At 48.7% G+C, this 23,228-nt stretch carries 22 protein-coding genes; 12 read left to right on the top strand and 10 right to left on the bottom strand.

Annotated features, from left to right (window positions below; genetic code table 11):
* Positions 1-4 precede the first annotated feature (4 nt).
* From O3C43_00635 to O3C43_00645, 3 genes are all read right to left on the bottom strand, one after another.
* Positions 5-712 (bottom strand): ATP-binding cassette domain-containing protein, encoded by a 708-nt coding sequence (locus O3C43_00635; GenBank protein ID MDA1064983.1) that lies wholly within the window; start codon positions 710-712, stop codon positions 5-7.
* A complete protein-coding gene (locus O3C43_00640; protein MDA1064984.1) occupies positions 709-1,491 on the bottom strand; it encodes an ABC transporter permease in 783 nt (260 codons plus the stop codon). Before O3C43_00640 ends, O3C43_00635 begins: the two co-directional genes overlap by 4 nt.
* Positions 1,492-1,649: 158 nt before the next feature.
* Positions 1,650-2,246 (bottom strand): TIGR04282 family arsenosugar biosynthesis glycosyltransferase, encoded by a 597-nt coding sequence (locus O3C43_00645; GenBank protein ID MDA1064985.1) that lies wholly within the window; start codon positions 2,244-2,246, stop codon positions 1,650-1,652.
* Positions 2,247-2,391: 145 nt separating this feature from the next.
* Between O3C43_00645 and O3C43_00650 the strand changes: the two genes are divergently transcribed.
* The 4 genes from O3C43_00650 to O3C43_00665 all read left to right on the top strand — a co-directional run bounded on the left by O3C43_00650 (position 2,392) and on the right by O3C43_00665 (position 7,442).
* Complete coding sequence (locus O3C43_00650) at positions 2,392-3,408, top strand: hypothetical protein (protein ID MDA1064986.1); 1,017 nt, start codon at positions 2,392-2,394, stop codon at positions 3,406-3,408.
* A gap of 141 nt (positions 3,409-3,549) precedes the next feature.
* The gene (locus O3C43_00655) at positions 3,550-4,581 is read left to right on the top strand and encodes a hypothetical protein (GenBank protein MDA1064987.1); all 1,032 of its coding nucleotides are present in this window, start codon (positions 3,550-3,552) and stop codon (positions 4,579-4,581) included.
* A gap of 13 nt (positions 4,582-4,594) precedes the next feature.
* A complete protein-coding gene (locus O3C43_00660; protein ID MDA1064988.1) occupies positions 4,595-5,512 on the top strand; it encodes a hypothetical protein in 918 nt (305 codons plus the stop codon).
* Positions 5,493-7,442 (top strand): hypothetical protein, encoded by a 1,950-nt coding sequence (locus O3C43_00665; protein ID MDA1064989.1) that lies wholly within the window; start codon positions 5,493-5,495, stop codon positions 7,440-7,442. Before O3C43_00660 ends, O3C43_00665 begins: the two co-directional genes overlap by 20 nt.
* 116 nt (positions 7,443-7,558) lie before the next feature.
* On the opposite strand, the gene O3C43_00670 is transcribed toward O3C43_00665, so the two are convergent.
* Positions 7,559-7,696 (bottom strand): hypothetical protein, encoded by a 138-nt coding sequence (locus tag O3C43_00670; GenBank protein ID MDA1064990.1) that lies wholly within the window; start codon positions 7,694-7,696, stop codon positions 7,559-7,561.
* Between the two features lie 440 nt (positions 7,697-8,136).
* Here O3C43_00670 and O3C43_00675 point away from each other — a divergent pair, with 440 nt between their 5' ends.
* The 3 genes from O3C43_00675 to O3C43_00685 all read left to right on the top strand — a co-directional run bounded on the left by O3C43_00675 (position 8,137) and on the right by O3C43_00685 (position 12,179).
* The gene (locus O3C43_00675) at positions 8,137-8,451 is read left to right on the top strand and encodes a hypothetical protein (GenBank protein MDA1064991.1); all 315 of its coding nucleotides are present in this window, start codon (positions 8,137-8,139) and stop codon (positions 8,449-8,451) included.
* Between the two features lie 44 nt (positions 8,452-8,495).
* On the top strand, positions 8,496-10,808 hold the full coding sequence (locus O3C43_00680) for a hypothetical protein (protein ID MDA1064992.1): 2,313 nt from the start codon (positions 8,496-8,498) through the stop codon (positions 10,806-10,808).
* An 813-nt stretch (positions 10,809-11,621) separates the two neighbouring features.
* On the top strand, positions 11,622-12,179 hold the full coding sequence (locus O3C43_00685; protein MDA1064993.1) for a class I SAM-dependent methyltransferase: 558 nt from the start codon (positions 11,622-11,624) through the stop codon (positions 12,177-12,179).
* A 3-nt stretch (positions 12,180-12,182) separates the two neighbouring features.
* Here O3C43_00685 and O3C43_00690 read toward each other — a convergent pair whose 3' ends face one another.
* Complete coding sequence (locus tag O3C43_00690) at positions 12,183-13,331, bottom strand: class I SAM-dependent rRNA methyltransferase (GenBank protein ID MDA1064994.1); 1,149 nt, start codon at positions 13,329-13,331, stop codon at positions 12,183-12,185.
* Between the two features lie 4 nt (positions 13,332-13,335).
* Complete coding sequence (locus O3C43_00695) at positions 13,336-14,448, bottom strand: LptF/LptG family permease (GenBank protein MDA1064995.1); 1,113 nt, start codon at positions 14,446-14,448, stop codon at positions 13,336-13,338.
* Positions 14,449-14,555: 107 nt separating this feature from the next.
* Between O3C43_00695 and O3C43_00700 the strand changes: the two genes are divergently transcribed.
* Together O3C43_00700 and O3C43_00705 are read left to right on the top strand one after the other, a co-directional pair.
* Positions 14,556-16,292, top strand: a complete 1,737-nt coding sequence (locus O3C43_00700) for a sodium:calcium symporter (protein MDA1064996.1) — start codon at positions 14,556-14,558, stop codon at positions 16,290-16,292.
* Positions 16,293-16,312: 20 nt separating this feature from the next.
* On the top strand, positions 16,313-16,444 hold the full coding sequence (locus tag O3C43_00705; protein ID MDA1064997.1) for a hypothetical protein: 132 nt from the start codon (positions 16,313-16,315) through the stop codon (positions 16,442-16,444).
* A gap of 3 nt (positions 16,445-16,447) precedes the next feature.
* Here O3C43_00705 and O3C43_00710 read toward each other — a convergent pair whose 3' ends face one another.
* From O3C43_00710 to proS, 3 genes are all read right to left on the bottom strand, one after another.
* Complete coding sequence (locus tag O3C43_00710) at positions 16,448-17,140, bottom strand: HAD hydrolase-like protein (GenBank protein ID MDA1064998.1); 693 nt, start codon at positions 17,138-17,140, stop codon at positions 16,448-16,450.
* 72 nt (positions 17,141-17,212) lie between these two features.
* On the bottom strand, positions 17,213-18,670 hold the full coding sequence (locus tag O3C43_00715; protein MDA1064999.1) for a sigma 54-interacting transcriptional regulator: 1,458 nt from the start codon (positions 18,668-18,670) through the stop codon (positions 17,213-17,215).
* 87 nt (positions 18,671-18,757) lie between these two features.
* Entirely contained in the window at positions 18,758-20,281 is a 1,524-nt protein-coding gene (proS, locus tag O3C43_00720; protein ID MDA1065000.1) for a proline--tRNA ligase, read from the bottom strand.
* A gap of 223 nt (positions 20,282-20,504) precedes the next feature.
* On the opposite strand from proS, the gene O3C43_00725 reads away from it, so the two are divergent.
* The 3 genes from O3C43_00725 (at position 20,505) to O3C43_00735 (ending at position 22,694) form a co-directional block, all read left to right on the top strand.
* Positions 20,505-20,753: a hypothetical protein gene (locus O3C43_00725; protein MDA1065001.1), complete on the top strand. Its 249-nt coding sequence runs from the start codon at positions 20,505-20,507 to the stop codon at positions 20,751-20,753.
* Positions 20,754-20,899: 146 nt separating this feature from the next.
* Positions 20,900-21,946 (top strand): SMP-30/gluconolactonase/LRE family protein, encoded by a 1,047-nt coding sequence (locus O3C43_00730; protein ID MDA1065002.1) that lies wholly within the window; start codon positions 20,900-20,902, stop codon positions 21,944-21,946.
* A 34-nt stretch (positions 21,947-21,980) separates the two neighbouring features.
* Positions 21,981-22,694, top strand: coding sequence for a DUF1080 domain-containing protein (locus tag O3C43_00735; protein ID MDA1065003.1), 714 nt, complete (start codon positions 21,981-21,983; stop codon positions 22,692-22,694).
* Between the two features lie 69 nt (positions 22,695-22,763).
* Here O3C43_00735 and O3C43_00740 read toward each other — a convergent pair whose 3' ends face one another.
* Positions 22,764-23,210 (bottom strand): DUF5069 domain-containing protein, encoded by a 447-nt coding sequence (locus O3C43_00740; protein MDA1065004.1) that lies wholly within the window; start codon positions 23,208-23,210, stop codon positions 22,764-22,766.
* Between the last annotated feature and the right edge of the window lie 18 nt (positions 23,211-23,228).

The following is a 23,228-nucleotide window of genomic DNA, read 5'->3' on the forward strand; positions in this document are numbered from 1 at the left end:
AAAATTAGGCGAGTTGTGGTCGGATAAAGTTGGCAAGACCTTCGGGTGGATTCTCAAGTAAAGCGTCGGGTGCACCCCAAAAAGCGATTTTACCTCCTTCAAGCCAGGCGACTTGATCCGAAATTTCGAACACTTCAGGGACATCGTGGCTGACCATGATAACCGTAAATCCAAATTGAAGGCGGTACTGGCGAATCATTTCAAAAACACTGTACTTACGCTCAGGGTCCAAGCCGGTGGTCGGCTCGTCGAACAGGATGATTTCTGGTTGAGTAATCAGCGCTCTCGCCAACGCCACACGCTTTTGCATCCCACCGGAAATTTCTCCAGGGTACTTGTGGGCGGCATCTACAAGGTCGAGCTTCTCCAACATTTCAGAGACACGTATCTTCAAATCCGCCCTTGAGACGGCTTCTTTCTCCCGAACGGGCAAAGCCACATTGTCGAACACCGTCAAGGAATCGAACAAGGCATTTTGTTGAAACAGGTAACTGCAGTGAGGAACGGGACTCCCCGTATCCAACAGTAAAGTTCCCGAGTCGGGTGCCAATAGACCGGCGATACATTTGAGGAATACAGACTTACCAATGCCGCTCCTGCCGATCACCGTTATGTGTTTGCCCAGAGGGATATCCAAATCAATCGCATCCAGGACCACCTGTTCTCCAAATCGTTTTGAGAGTCCCCGTATTAATAATGTGGATGCACTCATGTCTGAAGCAGGAAGGAAGTGATGATGTAATCGGATGCAAGAATAACGATGCTTGAGTAGACGACTGCACGGGTTGTGGTTTGCGATACGCCACGAGCCCCCGGCACATCGGATAGTTGATGCGTAAAGTAGCCGTTGAAAGAGCAAACGGCTGTCGTGAGAAACCCAAAAGCCAACGCCTTGATGTATCCATCGCGCACATGAGTGAAGGTCACTTCGTCGTACAGGCGATTCCAATAGGACCCGGCGTCCACTCCGAGAAGTTCAACACCTGTAAGATGACCGCCAAGGATGGCCACCCAATCGAAACACGCCGTAAGAATAGGGAAACAGATGATGGCTGCCCATAAGCGAGGAGATACCAGGAAGCCTAGCGATTGAATCCGCATGGTTCCAAGCGCATCAATCTGTTCAGCATTGCGTTGAATACCCAGTTCTGCAGAAAGTGCTGATCCGGCTTGGCCCACGATCATGATAGCGGTAAAGACAGGTCCGATTTCCAGGATTACCGTCAATGCCACGGCCTGCCCAAGTAATGTCTCCGAGCTGAACTTGGATAGCACGTAATACAATTGGAGGCCAAGGACTAGTCCGGTGAACAACCCGACAATCAACACAATCGGAACACAACGCACACCGATTTCGTAGACCGCACGGATCAGTTTCTCAGATCTATGCCTCTGTCCAACAAACGAAACCAGGGAATGCGCAGTAAACAAAGTCAGCTGACCCAGCTCAGCCACTGCTCCAATTCCTATGCTTCCAAGTTTCCTAATCATGTTTGCCGTTAAAAATAATTTAACCCGAAGAATGCTTCCTAGTTCCCCTTTGTCCAAATAATTATCCCGGATCCTCAACCAATCAGAACCTGAGATAAAGTAGAACAGGCATCTTGCCTGTTAATTTTCTAAAACAAAACACCGCCGGGATGGTTGTGCTACTTTACTTCCATAAACGCTTTTGCTTTTTCCCAAGCTTCGAGGTCATCCACGTCCGATTCCTCAGGGAGCAAAGCAACGGTATACCCAAACTTCTGACAGATTTTCAAGGTCCTTTCAAAAACCGAATGTGTCCCCCAGGCAACATCCGTGAACAGTTCAGGCATTATCCGTTTCATTCCGATGAGATAATACCCGCCGTCCGTAGCTGGCCCAATCACCACGTCGTAATGATCGAGCTGCTGAAATGCTTCATCGATTCGAGCCTGGTCCACATAAGGACAATCGCCACCTAGGAAAATTAACTTCTCAGCTCCTACGATAAACTCCAGTTCCATGGCATGCAGCAAACGCTCACCCAAGCCAGCACCTTCCTGTGGGGTGTAGGAATAGCCATTTCCCAGCCAAGCTTTTAGAGTCTCCGGATCACCCGGTGTGAAGTGGATGTGCGCAAACGATTCTCCTATCTTCTTTAATAAAAACTCAACTAATTGCCGGTAAGCCACTAACGCGGCTTCGTCACCTAATGACTTAGCTAAACGGGTTTTTACAGTTCCCAGTACCGGGGCTTTAAGAAACAGGGCTGCGACATTCATGCGATCAAAACAACCTAAACATGGAGGTAAGACACTGACCAGCGCTATTCATTCCTTTCCCAGAGAAATTAAAAAATATTCTAAGAAATCCAAAGTTTGCCACGCCAATTGACAGGCCCTATCCCCATCACATGCTGCGCGCATCATGTATCTCGACGGAAAGCGTATCGCTATCATTATCACCACCGGAGTCCTCGCCATGCTCATGTGGTGGCTCACCGGAACCAGAAACACACACATGATAGACCGGATCGAGGAAATGGAAACAGGAACGTCATCGAATCCGAAAATAATAGCGGCTCAACAGACAGAGTACCTGAACACCGTCAACCAGGCGATTTCCCACCTGAAAAACAACCAGTTTAATTCCGCTTCACGGCTCCTCGCTCGCGCCTACCCGGAATTCGAAAACTATCTGAATTATCAGGGGCATACGGAAATGGGCCCGAATCTCACGCTCCGTCAGTGGCACGATCAACAAGCCAAGGTATTGATCGTCGCCCTGGAACAAGCCTACGAGCGGGCCAAGCAGCTTGTCGCTCAAGGAGATTACTCGCATATGGACTTGAGAGACTTTTTGCATAACACCCCCTTTCCCTACATTGGGCTTATCAAACCGCGTTGGCAAACCGATCAGGTCGAGGTCAAAGCCGCCCGAGTCGCAAACGCGGGTAACTGGGTCATCGTCAACGTTCTTGGCTCGATGGGAAGCAGCACCGCTTTTGAGGACGTAGTACGAGCAGCTCTGTCAAGCAAGTGGCCCAAGCACTCGCAGCAAAAACTCGTTTTCGGTGGCACCATGAGCCAGAAGGAAAAACAAACAGCCTTTCGCGTCATTCAGGTCAGCATCGAGGGTGACAAAGTCTCCTACCAGTTTGCGGAAAAGAGCGACAAACAGGGTAGTTCCACTTTTCACGAAACTCTCACCACCAAATTCATTCTGCTGTCCAAAAATGATTCTCAGCCATCAACCAGCTGGGACCAGTTATCTGAAATCGTCGCCCATCATAAAGCACCTGAAAACCTCACCGCGACCTTCGATCGATTCGATAAAAAACAGGAGGCAAACTTCAGCAAAATTCTGGAAGCGCAAAAGGAAGCCCTGCAAAGAGAGTTTGAGCAACAGCTTACCACAATTCCGGTGTTCGCTCAGAATCGCTGAGCCCGGCAAAGGCCCCGCTAATCCGCATTCTGGAATTTAAAATTCTGGACCAGCCAGCTTATATCCTGCAAGGTAATGAAAAGGACTGTTTGGGCTCTCCACCTAATAGTTTCCTGAATTCTCACTCTAACCATACACAGTATGCGAATCGGTCGTCTTTTCCGCACAATGGTTTTCTCTATTCTGGGACTCCTATTCTGGAGCTCAGCCGTTGGCGAAGAGGATTTTATCATTACAACAGCCCAGGAAGAGGGTCTGAAGTTTATTGGAAAACCGGTGATTAATGAATCCGGAGCAGTGGCATTTTATGGCCGGAGGACGGACGACACCGTAGCAGTTTTCATTGGCCAAGCAGGCATTCGGGACGCTTCGATTCTCGCATCCGTAGATGGAGAAAATATAATCGGAATCGGCAATGGCTTCACGACATACTTTCCAATGTTTCCAACTTTGTTGGTAGATTCTCCGTCCATCAATAACAACGGAACTGTAGCGTTTGTTGCGTTAGCAAAAAAACAAGCAGAGTCGCCGGACCAGGTAACACATCGAATTCTCAAAGGACCAACAGCGGATTCGCATCAACTGGACATACACGGCGGTATTTGGAGACAAACGATTAACGATTCCGGATATCTCGCGTTCAGCAGTGGAGCGTTAGAATTTGATGGCACCCTGCCGGTCATCAAACTCTCGACTCCGGAAATATTGGCAAATCCGGAACAAGGTAGTTTCACAGCAGCCATTCATGACCGGAACACCAATTTGAGTTTTCCCTTTATATCAGGTCCAGCAATGAACAATAGCGGGCAATTTGTTTATGCGGCCATACCGTTAGCGGACGCCACAACCTATTCCATATTTCGATCCATTAACATTTCTGAATGGTTATCACAACCAATGCCCCCACAATATGAGTTTCCAAGCTCCGTGCTGGATGGATTCATAGACCCTCCAGAAAGTCTTGAATTTACCAATTCAGGAAAAATCGCCTGCATCGGCAGACATACAGATCTAGGCACGGGTATATTTGCAGGAACCGGGAGCGAGATAGTTCACCTGCCAATGGATCAGTATGAAACGATTCTCAGCCTGGCTATGAATGACGACGGGGACATTGCTTTTCTTGCGCTTAAAAACGGGTCTACCGGCATTATACAATGGCCCAGACCCTAACAATGATGCCATCGTGGAATCTGGAGCTCCTTTGGGCAATTCGACGATCGATGAAATACTTGCTTTCGGCTCAGGGGGGTACAATCGAGCAGGCATAGTTGTATTTGCAGCGACGCTGGCGGATGGTTCACTCGTACTCGCCGCCACCGATGGAATCGAGGTTCCGGATCATGAGCCAATCGAAGGCCACCGTTGGATTAACGCGGAAGGGGGCTCTTTTGCCACGGCAAGCAACTGGAGCGACTTCAATGAAAATCAAATCGCCGACGATGTGCCGGGTCCGGATGACAACGCGATCTTCGATCTATCAGGAACCTATCCAGTGTTAGTGGGGACACAATCCGTGAACCGCTTGGTTGTTGGCGGAGACCCGAACGTTCAGGTAGAATTCATTAGTGCAGATCTCAACGCACAGGCTTTGTCTCCGGAAGAACCCAGTGTGCTGGTTGACAAAGGAAGTTTCAAACTCTCCAACGGAAATATACTCAGCTCCCATACAAAAATTGGGACTACAGCACAAACGACTGTGCATGTAACCGGATCGGAAACTCAATGGAATAACACCGGTCGATTCACTGTCGGCATATTGGGTGCACCTACGGTTTTTGTTGAAAATGGCGCAACAATTACAAGCGCCGAAACAGTTTTCGGAGATGGAGCCAACCAGGAAATCTCACGAGGACATGTAATCGGTGTTGGAAGCACCTGGAATATAGGAACCGCTCAGATAGGTAAGCAAGGCGATGGTCTTTTAGTAGCTTCATCGGGAGGGCAAATCATCGGTGAAGAAGTCTTAGTCGGAGGAACAGCAGGTTCAAATGGACTCTTGGTTTCCACAGGCAATAACAGTGAAGCCCTGATACCTTCTCAGATCAGGTTATTTATTCTTCGGCTTGGCATGGGAGGATCAGGTGATCCTTACTGTAAATGAAGGAGCGAAAGCAAATCTAACAAGACTTTATATCGGGCAAATTAGCAATGCATCCGCAACCGCGGATGGGGACGGATCAACTATTTCTGTGGAGCAGGGCCTTTTTGTGGGAGGCACCCTTCTTTTAGAATCCCAAGATCAAGTAGACTCCGAAGCAGTAGGAGAACTTCTTATCCAACAAGGTGGACAAGTAATTGCTGGAGAAAGCGAGGCTCTCGGTACGTATATTGGCAGCACCGCAAGAGGAATTGTCACTGTAGATGGGGAAATGGGCACAGCCAGATCTAAATTGGAAGACCACCTTGAAATTACGGTGGGAGTGCAAGGAGGACATGCTGCTCCAATGCGGGATGGGACGTTGAAAATTCTAAATGGCGGATTAGTGAATACACCTCAACTAACCATAGCTTCGGAACCATTTTCAACCGGCTTACTTGAAGTAAGAGGAGAATCGGCGGCACGAAACGAAGTTTCCACTCTAAACGTATCCCAATTCTTTGAAATCGGAGGGGGAACCATTTACGACATCGATGCGAATGAACCCGGTTTGGCCGAATTGTTGGTATACGAAGGGGGAAAAGTCGCTGTAATGGGGGACATTTCCATAGGTCGTTCAAACAAGGCGGAAGTGGTCGTCGATGGAGTCAGTGCCACCAATCGGGATATTCATTCCACCATTACTGCGGGAATGGTCCAGATCGGGAATGGCGTTTCAGGTAAAGTATGGGTCCAGTCCGGCGGAGATTTGCATGCAAGCACTATACTAATTGGAAATCCACCTGAGACCGAATATGAAAACGAAATGCCGGATGGTGAGTTGATCATTACAAACGGAGGACTGGTAACCTCCCAAGATTTAAGAATGATGCCGCTCCGTGGATCAGAAGGCCAAGCGCGAGGTACTGGTCATGTTTATGTAGGAGGATTTGGTGCGCTACGTGCATCAAAGCTCGAAACTAAAACCTTTTCGATCGGACACGGTTATAATCTTGAAATAAAGGAAGGGGGTTTTGTTAAAAGTCGCGATGCAGAAGTTTTCGCAGGCGGGGAAGTGTTGATAGGTGGGCGAGAAGTAACAGGAGGTTCAACGTGGTTTATTGAAAATGATCTGACACTAGGCGGTAATTTCGGTAACACATCGCATCTCGACGTTTTAGCGGACGGTGTGGTCACCGTACGGGGAAGCTTATCAGTAAATTCTGGCGGAATAATCTGCCTTGAAAGCGGAGCCATAATTAGAACGGATGCAGTTCTGGATCTGGCTGGATTACTAAGTCCTGGGTGTATAGAAGAAGAGGAGCCGGTCGAGAGTTCAGCATTCTTAACTCAATTAGACGCCCGAGTTAGCATACGCACTTCAAATCTAGCTGTGGCCAGAATCGAAGGAGATGTGAACCTACTCGCAACTGGTCTGATAACGATGGAAATCGCTGGACCAGAGCCAGAAAACCAAGACCGATTGGTCGTCACCGGTGCCCTTACCATGAACGGAACACTTCACCTGATCTTCTCCGGGCATGCTCCCACTCAGAGTGAACAACTTCAATTGATTGATGTAGGTGGAAATTTAACCGCAGAAAATTTGAACATCCAGATTAGCGGGCTCAAAGACGGATTTCAATATAGTTGGGCTGTTTCCGAAGGCATGTTCACCTTGACCGCCGAAAACGATGCAGCGATTCGGACCGCCGACGATCCAGTCCAGGTGTTTCAAACTCGCTATGCGCCAGGCGGCGAACTGGTTCTGCCAATCTTTGCTGTGGGTGATGCCACCTATCGTTTTGAAACCTCCACCGATCTGGAAACCTGGGAGCTCATTTCAGAGACGCCAGGAGACAACAGCCTGCTCGAGCTGAGCAACCTGCCCAACCTCGACCAGGGCCGTCGCTTCTACCGCATCGTGCAGGTGCCTGTGAGTCCGGGTAATTAAATTGACACCGCCAATGCAAAGGAATTTTCAGACTTGGGATTTGAGAGCGTGTGGAATCCCTTGAAATAGCCAAAGCGATAATAACCGGACACACAAACCGTGTTTGAGCATTTTAACTATTTCTTGGCGGCATCGCGGGGACGCGATTGCCCTACCAATTCAGCTAATAAAGGTAGGGCGACAGCGTCCTCGCGGTGCCGATTCAGTGTCTTGCCTTTGCCAATAAAATAGGCCCTTGTTGCTACTTTATTCATTCACCGAGATACTAATAGGCGTCTTCGGCCATATCGCCCTACCTATTCACCTTTAAATCTGATAGGTATTTCAGCTCAGTCCACTTGCAGGATCAACCCATGCAGGTACGCACTTTCGGGCATGTTCAGGAGAATGGGATGATCCGCGGCCTGAAAGCAGTGGTGCAGAATGCAAACGGATCGGCGTGCGTCTGTGGCAGCTTCGGCGACTACTGATTTGAACAGCTCTAATGAAATGCTTTGGTTCAACAAACGTCTCGACAAAGGCAGGCAAGAAAGTCCAAACTCGCCTTCTCTCTTCGCCTGTTATCCTTCTCTCAGATCTTAACATTTAAACGCCTGTTCTTATGTTCTCTTTACTGGCCTATACTTACTCTACTTACTCCTTCCTAAGAAATAATCAGAGATTTTGGAGATGGATCTTTTTAAACAAGAGGCTCATGATCGTTTGTATTTCATTCTTGGCAGCCTTTAAAGGCACAACCCAGGCAGCAGAAATTGTCGCCATCGCGGGACCCAACGGAGAGACCAATGCCACGGTTGAAGTGATGTCCCGAGACGGAACTACTCTGATAGGCAGGACCGGTAACAGCTTTTTCCGATGGACGGCGGAAGGGGGTTCCGTCGCGATGACTGATCCGGGATTCTCCTCCATACTAGACATCTCGGCTGACGGAAACACCATTCTCGCCACCTCAAACGGGGGAACGGGGGAAGAGGCCTATGGAAAAACGGTGAAGGTTTCACCGTATTAACCATCCCCGCTCCTGAATGCCATGAACAGGTCGTCATCCAACGCATGTCCGACGATGGTAAAACGATCGTTGGCACCCTAAGGATTTCCTTGCAAGCGAATGGAACCCGTGGCTTTGTCTGGACGGAGGAAGGGGGCATGACCATTTCCGATACCCTGTCAGACGCGGCATGGGGGGAAGTATTTTTGTCCGGTGACGGGATGGTGGTGGCCAGCTCGGGATTTGTAAATTCAGCCACGCGCGCCTTTCGGTGGATGCCAGGGCAATCCCCCACTTTGTTGGGAGAAATCCCAGGCGGAACCGAAGGTTCATCGCCTCTGGGCATATCCTTCGATGGGGCAACGATTGTGGGATGGGGCAATTCCGCCGGAGGCCTTGAAGCCATGCGCTGGACAGAGGCAACGGGCATGAAAGGACTGGGCGACCTTCCAGGCGGCGACTTCTTCGGTTCGGCTATAAGCTCCTCGGATAACGGCCTGGTGGTGGTAGGAACCAGCCGTTCGGACCAAGGTGTTTGGGATCCATCGGAACCTTTTATCTGGACGCCCAACGCCGGTATTCGCCGCATGGCGGATGTGTTTGCCACAGAAGAGGTCACAGGTATCGGAGATTGGGATCTCATCGACACAAAAGCAGTTTCCAAAGATGGATCCAGCTTTTGGGGTTGGGGTGGAATGGGCATAACAACACGGTTTTGGTATGTCGATCTTGGGGCTCCCCCGAATGATCCGGTTGGGGCTGCTACCATTGAAGGTTTCGTGGACGGTATCTGGAGCGAGGATACGTCCTGGTCGGGCGGCGTTGTCCCGAAACCGACGGATCACTGGCTGCACAATTCACCCGGAGGAGATGGAGTACACGCGGCCAAAATGCACGGTGCCCACGAGGTGCAGGACTTTACCTGGACGAGTTCCGACACGCTGAATTTCGAGGGCTGGCCTCAAAATTGGCGCCTGGGGAATTTCATCGTCAATGGAACCTTTCATCTCGGCGACGGCACCATTCACACAACAATTTGGGATCCTCGGGTGATTTTCAACGGACCTGTAAACCTGTCGGGAGGCGTGATTGGCAACACCGACGGCGCCTCTGAGGGTGGAGAGTTTTTCTTCGCCGATAATACAGAGCTTACGTTCACTGGGGCAACCTGGGTTTTCGGCAGACAGTACGATCCTGAACACTCGCAATTCCGGAGCCATAAAACAGCCGTAACCTGGGGGAAAGGAAGTATCAACCTCGACGGAGTCGGTCTCAACGAGTTCTTCACGGTTCATATGCTCGGAGACACACAGACTGAAGGAAACGCGAAGAACGTGTTCACTCGCAATCTTACCGGTCGTGGAGGCTTGCGTAAAACCGGACCTGGAAAATTCATTCTGCAAGCCATGCACGAGGACGCACCCCTGGTCTACGACTACGAACGGCAAACGTTGGTCGATGAAGGCGAATTTCAAATCGATGGTGTCCTGACCAAATCGCAGGTTGAGTTGAAGGAAGGAGCGAAAATTTCCGGAACCGGCTCAATCTGGGGCTTGGTAGGGAAAGGCGAGATCGGAGGCTCACTCACCGTAACCGATCGCTTTGCGCCAAACGACAGCAGCATTGGTCAATTTAGCTTCTCTGGCACCTCCCTCACCCTCAAGGGGCAAGTACGCATGGATCTGCCTGATTTTGATCCGGCCCTGGCTGACCGAGTTACTTCCAGTTCCGGAGGGAGTTTGAATCTGGATGGAGCCACTCTGGCCTTACTCGGAAGCAATTGGACTGTCGGACAGGTCTTTACACTATTCACCGGATTCAGTGAAGTCATCGGCACTTTCGCAGAAACCGCGGACGGAACCGTACTGACCGCACCCGTTTGGGATGCAGTCGGCTATGCTCTTCGCGTGAACTATCATGGGGACGGAGTCACTATAACGGTCGTCGCACCACCAAAGGTAACGGGTGGATTTGCCGATTTCCTGAATTCATTGCCCGGCGGCCAAAGCGGGACCACGGACAATGGTGACAACGATCCCTGGCCGAACATTTTTGAATATCTTTTTGGGCTGGATCCAAATGCACCCGATGGCCAAGTGGTAGATAGCTTGTTGAGTGAGGACAACGGAGAACCGTGCATGATCCTTACCTTTCCCCTCAAACAAGGCACGTCCGGAGCTTTTATCACCGTCGAAAAATCAGAAGATCTTACCGGGTGGACGACCATTTGGGATAGCTCTCAGGATCCGAACTATCAATCTGCCGCAGTTGTCAGTATCGAAACCATCGAGGGAAAAGACTTGGTTTCCATCAAAATACCTGCGCCTCAAAATGAGGCGGCCTGCTTCGCAAGAATCGCCGGTTCCCTCTCCGAATGACAGTTTAAGGAATGCTTTCGAAGAATTGCTCGGTTCGATGGTTCTTGGATTTGTTTGAAATTTTTTGAACAGAAGCGAAGAGTACAGACTTGCTCCGGAGTGACTGCAAATGGGGAGCCGGGCAGAAGATCGAGACTTTGATCAGCGAAGCCTGGAGAGAGCACGCTGATCCTTTCGATACGCTGAGAAGAGAGAGTTGAATCCGGCAGTGGAAAAATACTGCCGGGACATAAATGTAACATGAGCTTCAGGAAAGATGGATGGCACATGAAAAGGTAGGGCGTGTCTCGCCGAGACCGCCGTTTGAAGACGGCCCGCTTGGCAATCGGGCCCTGCCTCGTAACCACAACGCAGAATAACACATCTAAAACAAATCGCTTTTTTTCTCTGTCTGAGCCTGTCGCCAACATTGAAAGCCCTTGAGTAATCCGGAAACATATTTGCCGAAGTGGCTTTAAACGATCCACTCTTTTCACTCAGAAGAGATTCATTCTTCCGGATCGATGTTCGTAGATACTTTTAATTTACCTGAGTATCAACTTCCAGGTTGTATTCGAGAATCAATAGTAATTACTGTTTCGTCACCCTTACAAAAAAAGTCGAGTCGGTTATGTTGGAAACATCCGGTTACCCCATTGGATTTATGTCACCCTTATTTGCGCTTGATGATCTCTTCGTAACTAAAGGAGGTATCATCAATTTAAGAGGCTGGGCAGCATCGGTAGCTTTTGACTACCCCGCGTACGACCATTTCTTTTACGATACCAATTTAAAGAGAAAGAGTGACATTTATGGTTGGGGCCTCCCCACAATGTGCTCAACCCGGAGGTGGTTTCATTAGCAGAAACGCACATCCGCAATACGGACAAGGATTTGGACTTTGGATGTGGCACTGGAAAACTCATAACAGTTCTTCGAAGCAGAGGCATCGACATACAAGGATTAGACTTGAATACCATCGAGATTGAGGAAGCTTTACAAGAACCTGCTCGACCCCACGTCACTTTTTACGATGGGACGTTGCCTTTACCGTTTCCGGATGGTTATTTTGATGTCGTTACTGCTATGGAAGTTCTGGAGCATATTGAGGACGCAGAGGCCTTTTTGTTGGAAATCAGACGCATAACAAAACGAGTATTCATTATGACGGTACCTGATGCGACTGGCATCCCACGGAGCCATAGCCAGGGAGTTATCCCCTGGCACTTCCTCGAAAGTACGCATGTAAACTTTTTCACTCAAAAAGCTTTATCGGTCTTACTTGAACCACACAGGGAAAGCATCCAAATAAATAAGTTTGGATTCACAATTCTCCCGCAAACTTTTTTCGCCAACAACCTGAGTTGCGTATGCCAAATTCCAAGACCGTGAGCCTTAGTCGACTTGCAGAATGTAACCGCGCAGGTAGCCACTTTCTGGCATATTGAGGAGTACGGGATGATCCGCTGCCTGATAGGTAGTGTGCAAGATACGAACGGAACGCCGGGCATCAGAGGCCGCCGCGGCGAGCACTTCCTTGAAGAGCTCTTGAGAAATCGCCTGTGAACAGGTGTAGGTCGCCAGGATACCTCCTTTATTCAAAGACTTCAATGCGCGCAGATTTATTTCCTTATACCCTTTTAGTCCTCCTTCAACCTGGGCCTGAGTGCGCGCAAAGGGAGGTGGATCAAGCACAATAAGATCAAACGTTGATTCGCGATTCTCAGAAAAGTAATCGAAGACGTTGGCTTGATTGAATTGGGCATCAAGTCCATTGGCTTCCGCATTTTGAGTCGCTGCTACCACCGCGGTCTCTGAACTATCGATACCAATAACGGATACTGCCCCTGCTTTGGCGCATTGAAGCGCAAAGGCGCCTTGATTACAAAACGCGTCCAGAACCGTTCGACCCGAAGCATAGGATGCTACCAGTGCATGTTGTTCGCGCTGATCCAAATAAAACCCGGTCTTCTGACCTCCCAGCAAATCCAATCGGTAAATTATACCACCAATATCGAAATCGAATGGGTTGAGTTCTTTGTCTTCAAAAGTCCCGATGTAAGTTTCGAGACCTTCAAGTTTGCGTACCTGTGCGTCGTTGCGAAATACCACGGTTTCGGCGCCCGTCAGTTCTTGAAGAAAAGTGGCGATGGCCGGCAAACGCATATCAATGGCAAGGGTCAATGCTTGTATAACCAGCACCTTGCCAAATTGATCCACGACCAAGCCAGGGAGTGAATCTGATTCGGACCAGACGAGACGCCGGCACGATTCATCGGGCCTGCTTTGAACTGCCCTTGTAAGCGTTTCCCGTATGAAGGGCATGCTAAACGCGGTTCTCTCCCAGGAATAACGACGCCAGATAATCTGCGAATTCAGATTATAAATTCCGCTCCCAAGTATGTGTTTTCGCGAGTCCCTAAGGATGACGGTTTTTCCGTTCTCCGATTCTGGCAACAGGTCTTGAACTTCACCGGCGAAAACCCATGGATGACCATTTAAGGCACGGCTTCTGGACCGTGGTTTTAAAAAAATAGATTTCATAGACTCACTTTAATCGGGAGTACAAATAAACGGCAAAAACTGCCATAAGTAAATTGGGAGTCCAGGCGGCAATAACCGGAGAAATATGACCCTGTTCACCAAATAAAAGAACAAGCTTGATAATAATAAAGTAGGAGAAGAAAAGGCTGGTCGATTTAGATACGCCCACCATTGGGTTCGCACGGACACCTGTAACAGAATACGGCACAGCCAGGCCCACAATGATAAAACAAATCACTGTTCCAGCCAATAGAGAGTGATAGTGAACCCTGAATGGAATGGCCTTTGGATTATCGCCACCCCCATAGTAATCGAGTATGGTTTTTAGCTCAAACAGCGACAGGTCTTTTGCCCGCCTATCCAAGGTGAGCAACAGCCGTGGATTTTCAATCATTCCTTCGATTTCCAATAACTCAAATGGTTTGGACCGTACCAGGTCCCCGGTCTCGATTTCAAATCCGAGTTCCCGCCCTTGGATAAATCGCCACGTGTCTTCATTCTCGTTGTAAAAACATTCACGAGCCTGAATTTTTGAAAATTCCTGGTTCCATTCATTCAGTTTTGAAACCGTCACCCCGTATCCGCGGAACGTATTTTTGTTGAAGCGATTCATGAACCAAATGCGCCCATCTCGAGGATTGTTGAAGGCGACGTTGTAGATAAGCCCTGCCTCACGTACCTGCTTGGTCTCCAATTCGAAATAGTATTCCAAATCATCCAATCTCTGGCGCGATTCTTCCACGGCCCACGGAACTACTTTTGCATTCAGGTAAAGAAGAACGCCCGACAACCACAGACCCGCAACCCACAAACAGCGTGTAAGTTGCCAGAAGCTGACTCCCGAAGCCCTGAATCCGACGATCTCATTATTCGAATGCAGGTTGCTCAAGCTGAACAACAATGAAACCAGGAAGGCAATCGGAAGGATCAGTGGCAACAAGGTTGGCAGAACAATCGTGTAATAATAGAAAATGTCACCGGTCGAAGCCCGTAAATCCAGGAGGTTCCCCAAGTTGTCATACATATCAAATATGACCAGCAGCCCTAAGGTGGCACCAAGCGATAGCAAAAATGCACGCAACCACTCCCAAAAAATGTACCGATCAATCAGATTCACAGACTAACATCTCAATCAGGGTTACAGAATCCATCAAGGGATTTGTGCTTTTAATATCAAAGAATGTCGGTAGGCTTTCGATTATCACAAAATTACTCTCTTAATATATGGCGATTAAAGAATCTTGGAATTCCCGTTTGGGTGTCATTCTGGCTGTCTCCGGCAGTGCCGTCGGTTTGGGGAACTTCCTCCGATTCCCAGGACAAGTTGCTCAATATGGAGGAGGGGCATTCATGCTGGCCTACTTCATTTCTTTCCTGCTTATTGGGCTGCCCATTTGCTGGGCAGAATGGACCATGGGTCGTACCGGGGGTCAAAACGGGTTTAACTCCAGTCCCGGTATTCTCCAGGCAATTGTGAAACATCCCGCAGGGAAATACATCGGTGTAATTGGGGTCCTGGTGCCATTGGTCATCTATCTCTACTATGTTTACATTGAGGCCTGGTGTTTAGGATACTCCCTGAATTTCCTTCGAGGATCCATGGAGTTCACTTCCATCGAAGCATCCACAGGCTTTTGGGCCACCTTTATTGGAGCTGCCAAGGATGGGAGTGCACTTGGTTTTGGAATAAGCCAGGTGGGAACCTTCCTGGTTATCTGCTTCGCCCTGAATTTCTTCCTGATATACCGTGGACTTTCCAAGGGTATCGAATTCTTTTGCACGTATGCGATGCCCGCCCTGGTGGTCATGGCTATAATAATCCTGATACGCGTTCTAACACTCGGTGCTCCCGACGCCTCGAAACCCGATCAAAACATAGTCAATGGCTTGGGTTATTTGTGGAACCCTACCAAGGTGGTACTGCAGGAACGGCAATCGGCGGATGAGCCTTGGAAAACCGTAACCGAAATTGTGAGGCCGGCGGTAATGGCTACTCACAAAATGGAAGCCGCGACCAACAGCAATCTGCAGGTGGTTAAAATCGGCATCTTCGAACAGTTGCGCAGACCAGGTTTATGGTTAGCTGCCGCCGGTCAGATATTCTTTTCCCTTTCGGTGGGATTCGGCGTGATCATAACTTATGCAAGTTACCTTAAAAAATCAGACGATATTGTTTTGAGTGGATTGAGTGCAACGAGTGCCAACGAATTCTGCGAGGTCTCGCTCGGTGGACTCATTACTATACCAGCAGCTTATGCATTTATCGGTATAGCTGGTGTAGCTGGAATGGGGACCTTTGATCTCGGGTTTAAGGTACTTCCAATGGTATTCTCCAATATGCCATTCGGTAACTTGTTTGGATTCCTCTTTTTCTTCCTGCTGTTTCTGGCTGCGGTTACGAGCTCACTATCCATGTTGCAGCCAGTAATTGCATTTCTGGAAGAAAGCCTGGGGATAAACCGTAAAGCCTCTGTATCAATACTTGGCATGATCACCGCCATGGGAAGCTTGTTTGTCGTTTATTTCAGTGCCGATGTGAAAGCACTGGATACGATGGATTTTTGGATCGGCACTTTCATGCTCTATGTTTTGGCCACCATCCAAATTATTATTTTCGGATGGGTCATTGGTATTGATGAAGGATTTCGCCAGGCTCATGAGGGAGCTTCCATGAAAATCCCGGATATTTACCGAATCCTAATGAAATACATTACACCTGCTTTCCTTCTCATAATCATCGCATTTTTTGTAATGGAGAACATGCTGGGCTGGACGCCCTGGGGAGGCGAGAGTCAAGTATCTTCCTATGTAACGGATCTCGTCGGTGGAGAGGACCAAGCACCCAACACGGTAGCAAGAATGAGCGTCGGAGTAATCGCCATCATTTTTGTATTTCTTACTATTATCACCGCATCATCTAATAGATTTAAAGATTTCCTAAAGAAGGAGGGCACGCAATGACACTCGGAGGTTGGCTAGTAATGATCATTTCAGTAGGGACTGTAACAGGCCTTTTTATCTGGTGTATCTACAAAGTGATGACAGAGGACAAATTGGAAGATAAGCATATCCATGGCATCGAAAGAAAGACGCCGGATCAGATCGAAGGATAATAATTAACGATTGAGGTAGCTGATCAGAATTTGCGGATCGTCAAAGGATTCCAGGACCAGGGACGGTTCGTGCTCCATTAGCTGCTCAACCGTGTGATGACCCGTTGCCACTGCAACCGTGTGAGCACCAATATGTTTTCCGCACTCGATATCTTTCGGGGTATCACCAATGACATACACCTGCTCGGGCGACCAGTCTTCGTGAAGGTGTTGCCGGGCCAAATCGAGAGCGTGCGTGCTTAAATCATTACGAAAATCACTATGGTCGGCAAATGCACCAAATAAAAAATAATGGTTCACGCCAATATAACCGAGTTTAATATCGGAGCCACATTTCACGTTGCCGGTTAAAAGGGCTTGGTGCACATGGGGCATAAGATGAAAGTGCTCCAACAAATGAAGAACCCCCGGGTTGGCTTTGGCATTAGTGGACTCAAGCAAGTCAGGTAAATGGCTTAAATACTTATCGACAAGACCTTGGGCAGCTTCCCTCGTTACCTCACGACCCGCTTTCTCCAGAATGGCGTAGGCAATGGCGTAATCGGTCGCTCCAGGCCAGTTTATGGAAGACAAAGGAATCTCCTCGCCAAATGCGTGGAAGGTCGCTCGTTCAAACGCTTTGGGCCCTGCGCCTTTTGCGGATAAGATAGTTCCATCAATATCCCAGAGTAATAAAATGTCGCTCAAAGAAGCCATAGAAGGTTTTAGGAGAAAAAGTAGAAAAGTTCACTTAGGTTATCGAGAATTCATTAAGGTCGAGAAAGAAGGTCACACTTTCTTCCTCAACCGCCACCGATACAAAGTGGTGGGATGAATTCCCATCCGTGCCGCAACCCACGCAAAATCATTGTCGCTTTGTTCAAGCAACTTTTGCGCATGCTTGTAGCGATCCTTTTTGTTGGGAGGGGCACCTTGCAAGTACATGGAAATATCATCGCGCGCAGGAGTCGGAGGAGGAGGAGGCGGCGGAGAAGGCGGAGGAGGAGGAGCATAGTGAGGGTTAACCGTCTGAGGCGGCGGCGGCTCCATTTCCCAAGGCGGGTTAGAGGCAACAGGTGAATTGGGATAAACTGCAGGTCTGTTAACTCCATGCGAGCGCAGGGGCACTTCCCACCATCGGGCAAGTAGGGTTTGTCCATTATTGAGGATTACCAAGCGGTCGATCGATTGCTTCAACTCACGGACATTTCCTGGCCACACATGATTTTGAAATTTGTTTATGAGCTCCGGTTCGATCCACTCGAAACTTTTGCCGAACCGTTCAACACTCATTTTGAGAAAAGTCTGAGCCAAAATGGGAATGTCTTCCAGGCGCGCCCGAAGCGGTGGGATATTTAAAATAACCTCTGAGATGCGGTAGTACAAATCTGCTCGGAAAACACCGTTGGCGATATCCGCTTCAAGGTCCCTGTTCGTTGCAGTTACAATCCGAATATCGACCGAGTATTCCGCATTACTTCCCAATCGACGTGCTTTTCGTGTTTCGAGAAAACGCAGTAGTTTCGGCTGCAGCATGATATCGAGCTCGCCGATTTCATCGAGAAAGAGCGTCCCTCCATCCGCTTCTTGAATGAGTCCCTTTTTAGCCGCGACGGCACCGGTATAAGCACCCTTCTCCACTCCGAAAAGTTCGGATTCAATCAGGTCCTTCGGAATAGCGGCGCAATTCACTGGGATGAAAGTCTTGCGACCCGAAGCATTGTGAATGGCCTGGGCAACGCGTTCTTTTCCGGCACCCGATTCACCCAGAATCATTACCGAAGCATTGGTCGGACCGATGATTGAGGCACTTTGTTTTAAGCTTTGAATGCCAGCAGACCGACCAACCAAGTCGTCGTCCTGCTTGCCTGAATAGCCGCCATAAAGTTGCCACCAAAGATCCTGAGAGCTGTTCGCTTCGTGAATCGATGACATCCAACGCGCATCCGTATCTTTGAGGTCGAGTACATCGAAAGCACCATCGCGGATATGGGTAATGATACTTTCGCTGGTAAGATTTTCGCCTACCACAATAAAGTAACGATTCGCACCAGCGAGACGTGCTCGAACTTCAGACCAATCGGAGCTGTTCGTGAACTCCAGCGGGATCATGTAGATCCAATCAGTGGATTCTCCATCCAAGTCACGAATATGATCAAAGTCCTCCAAATAAGGAGTAATACCACTCACCGCCAACTTGGCCTGGTAATCCGCGGAATTTTCACCTTCTAGAAGCGTTACTTTCATGATCGGCAGCCTTTAGAAAAAGCAATGCAATTGCAAGAATCGAGAAATAGGAAGTTGAGAATCGCCTATAAACATACGAGGTTCCAACTAGTAGGACTTTGCAAAAACGACCTGCTGCGGACTTGGCTTCCCAGTGAAAATGCAAATGCCAGGCTCTGGACTTCCGCATTGTGGAATACACCGAACCGTCACTTTCAATTCAGATTGAATCAGCGCCTCCAGCTCAGGTTCGCCCGAATAATGAGCCAGTGCAAATCCTCCATGAATCTCCGGTTGATCAACATTATTTGGTGTGAAGAATTCATAGAAGTCTTCCTTCGAATCGATAGTTCGGGTGTTAGCTTGGCGGAAGTCCTTCGCTTTTGCTAACAATCCATCCTGCATATTATCCAAGGTCTCAATAAATCCCTCAACGAAAGCATCCCGGCCAATACCTTTCCGCTCCTTTGGACCCAAATCACGTCGACCAAAGAACACCGTTCCAGATTCCATATCCCGTGGACCTACCTCGATCCACGTTGGAATTCCTTTCTTGATCCAGGACCACATTTTTTCGCCTCCGCGGATATCGCGCTCATCAATTTCAACCCAGATCCGACGACCATGGTAGCTTTTACTTTCTAGCTCTTTTTTAATTTCCCGACAGTAATTCAAAATTGCCACAGGGTCAGAATCTTTGCGAAGAACGGGTAATATAACCAGATGGGTCGGCGCAATCTTCGGAGGAATGACCATACCATCATCATCGGCATGAGTCATGATCAAGCCACCGACCAAACGGGTGGAAACCCCCCAGGAAGTGGTCCAAGCCAATGCTCGCTCTCCTTTCTCATCGAGAAAATCAATATTTGAAGCCCTTGAGAAATTCTGACCGAGGAAATGAGATGTTCCGGCTTGGAGCGCTTTCCGATCCTGCATCATAGCCTCGATACAATAGGTATTAACAGCCCCTGGAAAACGTTCGCCTTCCGTTTTTTCGCCTTTGATAACAGGAACGGCCATCCAGTTCTCAGCAAAATTGGCATAAACATCCAGCATCTTTAGTGTTTCTTCAACTGCTTCTTCCTGGGTGGCGTGGGCCGTATGCCCCTCCTGCCATAGAAATTCGGTAGTTCGCAGAAAGAGCCGTGTGCGCAATTCCCAGCGAACCACATTGGCCCATTGATTTATCAATAAAGGCAGGTCGCGGTAGGATTGCACCCACTTGGAAAACATTTCTCCAATAATAGTCTCTGAAGTAGGTCGTACTATCAAAGGTTCATCCAATTCTCCCGCTGGCACCAGCTTCCCGTCTTCGTTAAGCTCAAGCCGATGGTGCGTTACTACGGCGCATTCCTTTGCAAAGCCATCTACATGCGCCGCTTCCTTCTCCAAATAGCTTATAGGGATAAACAAGGGAAAATAAGCATTCTTGTGCCCGGTCGCCTTGAACATGTCATCCAACTCGCGCTGCATATTTTCCCATAAAGCATAGCCCCAAGGCTTTATCACCATGCATCCGCGAACGGGCGAATTCTCGGCAAGTTCGGCCGCACGAACCACTTGCTGATACCATTCAGGGTAATCTTGATCTCTTGTTGGTGAAATGGCGGTTCTTTCCGACTTACTCATAGATGTAAAAAGTTTTAAAAAAGGAAAGGCCTCAGTGAACGCTTGTAGACCTCAACTGCAAGCCAAGTATTGTACGGAAAAATTTCCCGCTCCAAAGATCGGTGGTTTACATCCAATTAATAAGGAACCTTTTTACCAACTTTTTTCTCAAAAGCAGCTGCCACCTCACAAAACTATTCGACACTACGGCACACAAATAATCGAAACCTCAACTTCACATACCATGCAAACCTCAGAATCCAACGCAGTCTCTATTTCCAAAACCGAATTCGATGAAACATTCGCCACGATCAAGGAAATCCTTGAGCACAAAGGTGACCCCGGCGAGTTCATGGTCGAAGACCCATTTTTATCTTCTGTTCCTGTCAAAGTCGATCTGCGGCAGCATTTGCAAAATCTCTATAACCGCATGTTCGAGGCTCAAGATTCTGCCAATTCAACGAGCAAGGTGGTAACGATCGATTTCAGCTAGAGAGTTGCTCTTATTCAACCATTGCAGCCGACTATCCCAATAGTCGGCTTTTTTTGTGCTCAAAAGATCATACATGGAAATCACACATCCGAGTGTGCAAAGGCTCGACCAGCAGACCCACTGACCTGTAGTCTGGAGTCCGAAAAATGAAGCAAGTAACTCCAACAACTAGACGGTGGTTTTTGAAATCCACTGGTTTCGCGGGTTTGGGATTAAGCATCCACCAATTCCTACCGGCGGCGACCTCAACAGGGATCGCAAATACGTATGCTAATTTAGAGACCTCGGAATTCCTCGGACAACTTCGAGTAGAAACACGGATTCAGGACAACATTGTTTTCACGGAAGGTCCTGCGGTAGACAGGTCCGGAAACGTGTTCTTCACTAATGTCAGGGTGTCGAAAATATTGAAGTGGGATCCAAAAAAAGAGGAGCTAACCACCTTTAGAACAAACACCAACGAAGCCAACGGCCTGCGTTTTGCTATAAACGGAGATCTACTCACCTGCGAAGGATCAGCCGGGAGGGTTACCCGGACAGATAGGACGACCGGTAAGGTCTCAGTTCTGGCGGATACATTCGGGGGAAAAGGCATTCAGGCACCCAACGATCTGGATTTCGATTCAAAGGGAAGAATTTATTTTTCCTCGCGTACAGGTAATCCTGACCTGGAAAAGCAAAACAAGCGGGCGGTCTATCGTATCGATCCCGATGGAACCGTTTCGCAGCTGTTAACTGAGCCCGACATTCATATGCCCAATGGCATCATTGTATCGCCTGATGAGAAAACACTCTATTTAATTGAGGCGGACGGGGCAAAAGACAAAAACCGCAAGATCCTGGCTTTCGATCTGGGTGAGAATGGTTCCTTGTCAAATCGTAGAACCTTAATCGATTTTTATCCCGGACGCAGCGGGGATGGGATGTGCGTCGATGCCGAGGGAAACCTCTACGTGGCAGCCGGTCTGCACAAAACACGTGAATCCTCTGAGACCCTCGATACCCGCCCCGGCATACACGTTATTTCCCCGCAAGGTGATTTACTCGCGTTTCGCGAAACACCCGAAGACACCATAACCAACTGCAGCTTTGGAGGTGACGACCTAAGAACCTTGTATATCAGTTGTGGAACCTATCTTTTAAGCATCCGAACAGCCCTACCCGGCAAGAACACGTATCGACCAAAACATTAATCTCAGACTCACAGAAACCCTAAAAATATTCACCATGAATCTTCTCAAAACAGTTCTCCCATTAGCCCTTTTATCACTATCAGCCTGCAGTCCGTCCAAAGACTCAGGAACGCACACGATTGACCTATTCAATGGAACGAGCCTCGACGGCTGGCAAAACTTCGGTGGCGGAAAATTTTATGTGGAAGATGGGATGATTGTAGGCGAAGCAGCTCCGGGATTTCCCAATAGTTTTCTGGCCACGAACGACAGGTACGACGACTTTGAGTTGGAAGTGGATTTCAAGGTGGATGCTCTTCTCAATTCAGGCGTACAAATTCGCAGCAATGTCTACCCTGAAGAAACTACCACCATCCGTTGGGGTGGGACGTTCAAGGACGACGGCAGCAAAGACGTCAGAGAAAGGGTCTGGGAGAAGGGTCGCTTCTGGGGTTATCAAGTTGAAATTGACCCGAGCGACCGCGGTTGGACTGGCACTTTGTACGAAGAAGGCGCTCGTGGGTTTTTACATATTCCCGGTGAAGACATGGCTCCAAAAGGAACTTACAAACCTGAAGATTGGAACCACTTTAAAATCGTCGCCAAAGGAGACCGCATCCAAACATGGCTCAACGGAGTCCAGGTGGCCAATGTAAACGACAGCGACAAAGCCACTGGCTACATTGCGCTACAGCTTCACGGCATAGGAAACAGCAAGGAAAAGATTGGCCAGAAAGTGTGGTGGCGAAATATTCGCCTGGTCCAGTAACCGGACCGTAGGACTCTCCTGATGGTGGAGACTTACATCTCAGTGAAAGGGATTAGTCTTTCTCGAATTTTAAATTCGACCTTCCTCAATATCGTAGACGTCGAACCAGACATAGACGATTTTTCCTTCTGGGATGTATTTAGGAATGTACCCTTCAAGAAACTCCTGAAGCGGTGCTGGCATTTCGCAGAGCCGCTTTCCCCGCATATCGTTATTCCACTGAATGATCTTAGATTTCTCCCGTGGCGTGGCATGCTCAACAATCCAGGCAGCCACCGCTTCATCATCCGCTCCGGTCGCCACAAACGCTTTAAAGTCATCCGCTGAGATCCCAACAAAATCAAAAAAGAAGTTATCGAGTGGGCAATCGAAGTGATATTCACCCTTGGTCCCGGCGAGATCGGACCGACACTTATCAAGCGTCCGGCCAGCTACTACATAGCCACCGAGTACTTCTCGAGGGCTGCGTGGAAATTCGTGTGTGAGGTCTTTTGCGAGTTCTTCTACAGTTGCCATGAAACGAAGGATGTAAAA

This window comes from Verrucomicrobiota bacterium (genome assembly GCA_027622555.1).
In the GTDB taxonomy this organism is placed as follows: Bacteria; Verrucomicrobiota; Verrucomicrobiia; order Opitutales; family UBA2995; genus UBA2995.

Coding starts and splice junctions, on each gene's coding strand:
- O3C43_00645 (MDA1064985.1), bottom strand. CDS start 2,246: ATGAATGTCGCAGCCCTGTTTCTTAAAGCCCCGGTACTGGGAACTGTA.
- O3C43_00705 (MDA1064997.1), top strand. CDS start 16,313: ATGATCATTTCAGTAGGGACTGTAACAGGCCTTTTTATCTGGTGTATC.
- O3C43_00715 (MDA1064999.1), bottom strand. CDS start 18,670: ATGAAAGTAACGCTTCTAGAAGGTGAAAATTCCGCGGATTACCAGGCC.
- O3C43_00635 (MDA1064983.1), bottom strand. CDS start 712: ATGAGTGCATCCACATTATTAATACGGGGACTCTCAAAACGATTTGGA.
- O3C43_00700 (MDA1064996.1), top strand. CDS start 14,556: ATGGCGATTAAAGAATCTTGGAATTCCCGTTTGGGTGTCATTCTGGCT.
- O3C43_00655 (MDA1064987.1), top strand. CDS start 3,550: ATGCGAATCGGTCGTCTTTTCCGCACAATGGTTTTCTCTATTCTGGGA.
- O3C43_00675 (MDA1064991.1), top strand. CDS start 8,137: ATGATCGTTTGTATTTCATTCTTGGCAGCCTTTAAAGGCACAACCCAG.
- proS (MDA1065000.1), bottom strand. CDS start 20,281: ATGAGTAAGTCGGAAAGAACCGCCATTTCACCAACAAGAGATCAAGAT.
- O3C43_00740 (MDA1065004.1), bottom strand. CDS start 23,210: ATGGCAACTGTAGAAGAACTCGCAAAAGACCTCACACACGAATTTCCA.
- O3C43_00670 (MDA1064990.1), bottom strand. CDS start 7,696: ATGAATAAAGTAGCAACAAGGGCCTATTTTATTGGCAAAGGCAAGACA.
- O3C43_00680 (MDA1064992.1), top strand. CDS start 8,496: ATGTCCGACGATGGTAAAACGATCGTTGGCACCCTAAGGATTTCCTTG.
- O3C43_00640 (MDA1064984.1), bottom strand. CDS start 1,491: ATGATTAGGAAACTTGGAAGCATAGGAATTGGAGCAGTGGCTGAGCTG.
- O3C43_00725 (MDA1065001.1), top strand. CDS start 20,505: ATGCAAACCTCAGAATCCAACGCAGTCTCTATTTCCAAAACCGAATTC.
- O3C43_00735 (MDA1065003.1), top strand. CDS start 21,981: ATGAATCTTCTCAAAACAGTTCTCCCATTAGCCCTTTTATCACTATCA.
- O3C43_00690 (MDA1064994.1), bottom strand. CDS start 13,331: ATGAAATCTATTTTTTTAAAACCACGGTCCAGAAGCCGTGCCTTAAAT.
- O3C43_00650 (MDA1064986.1), top strand. CDS start 2,392: ATGTATCTCGACGGAAAGCGTATCGCTATCATTATCACCACCGGAGTC.
- O3C43_00730 (MDA1065002.1), top strand. CDS start 20,900: ATGAAGCAAGTAACTCCAACAACTAGACGGTGGTTTTTGAAATCCACT.
- O3C43_00710 (MDA1064998.1), bottom strand. CDS start 17,140: ATGGCTTCTTTGAGCGACATTTTATTACTCTGGGATATTGATGGAACT.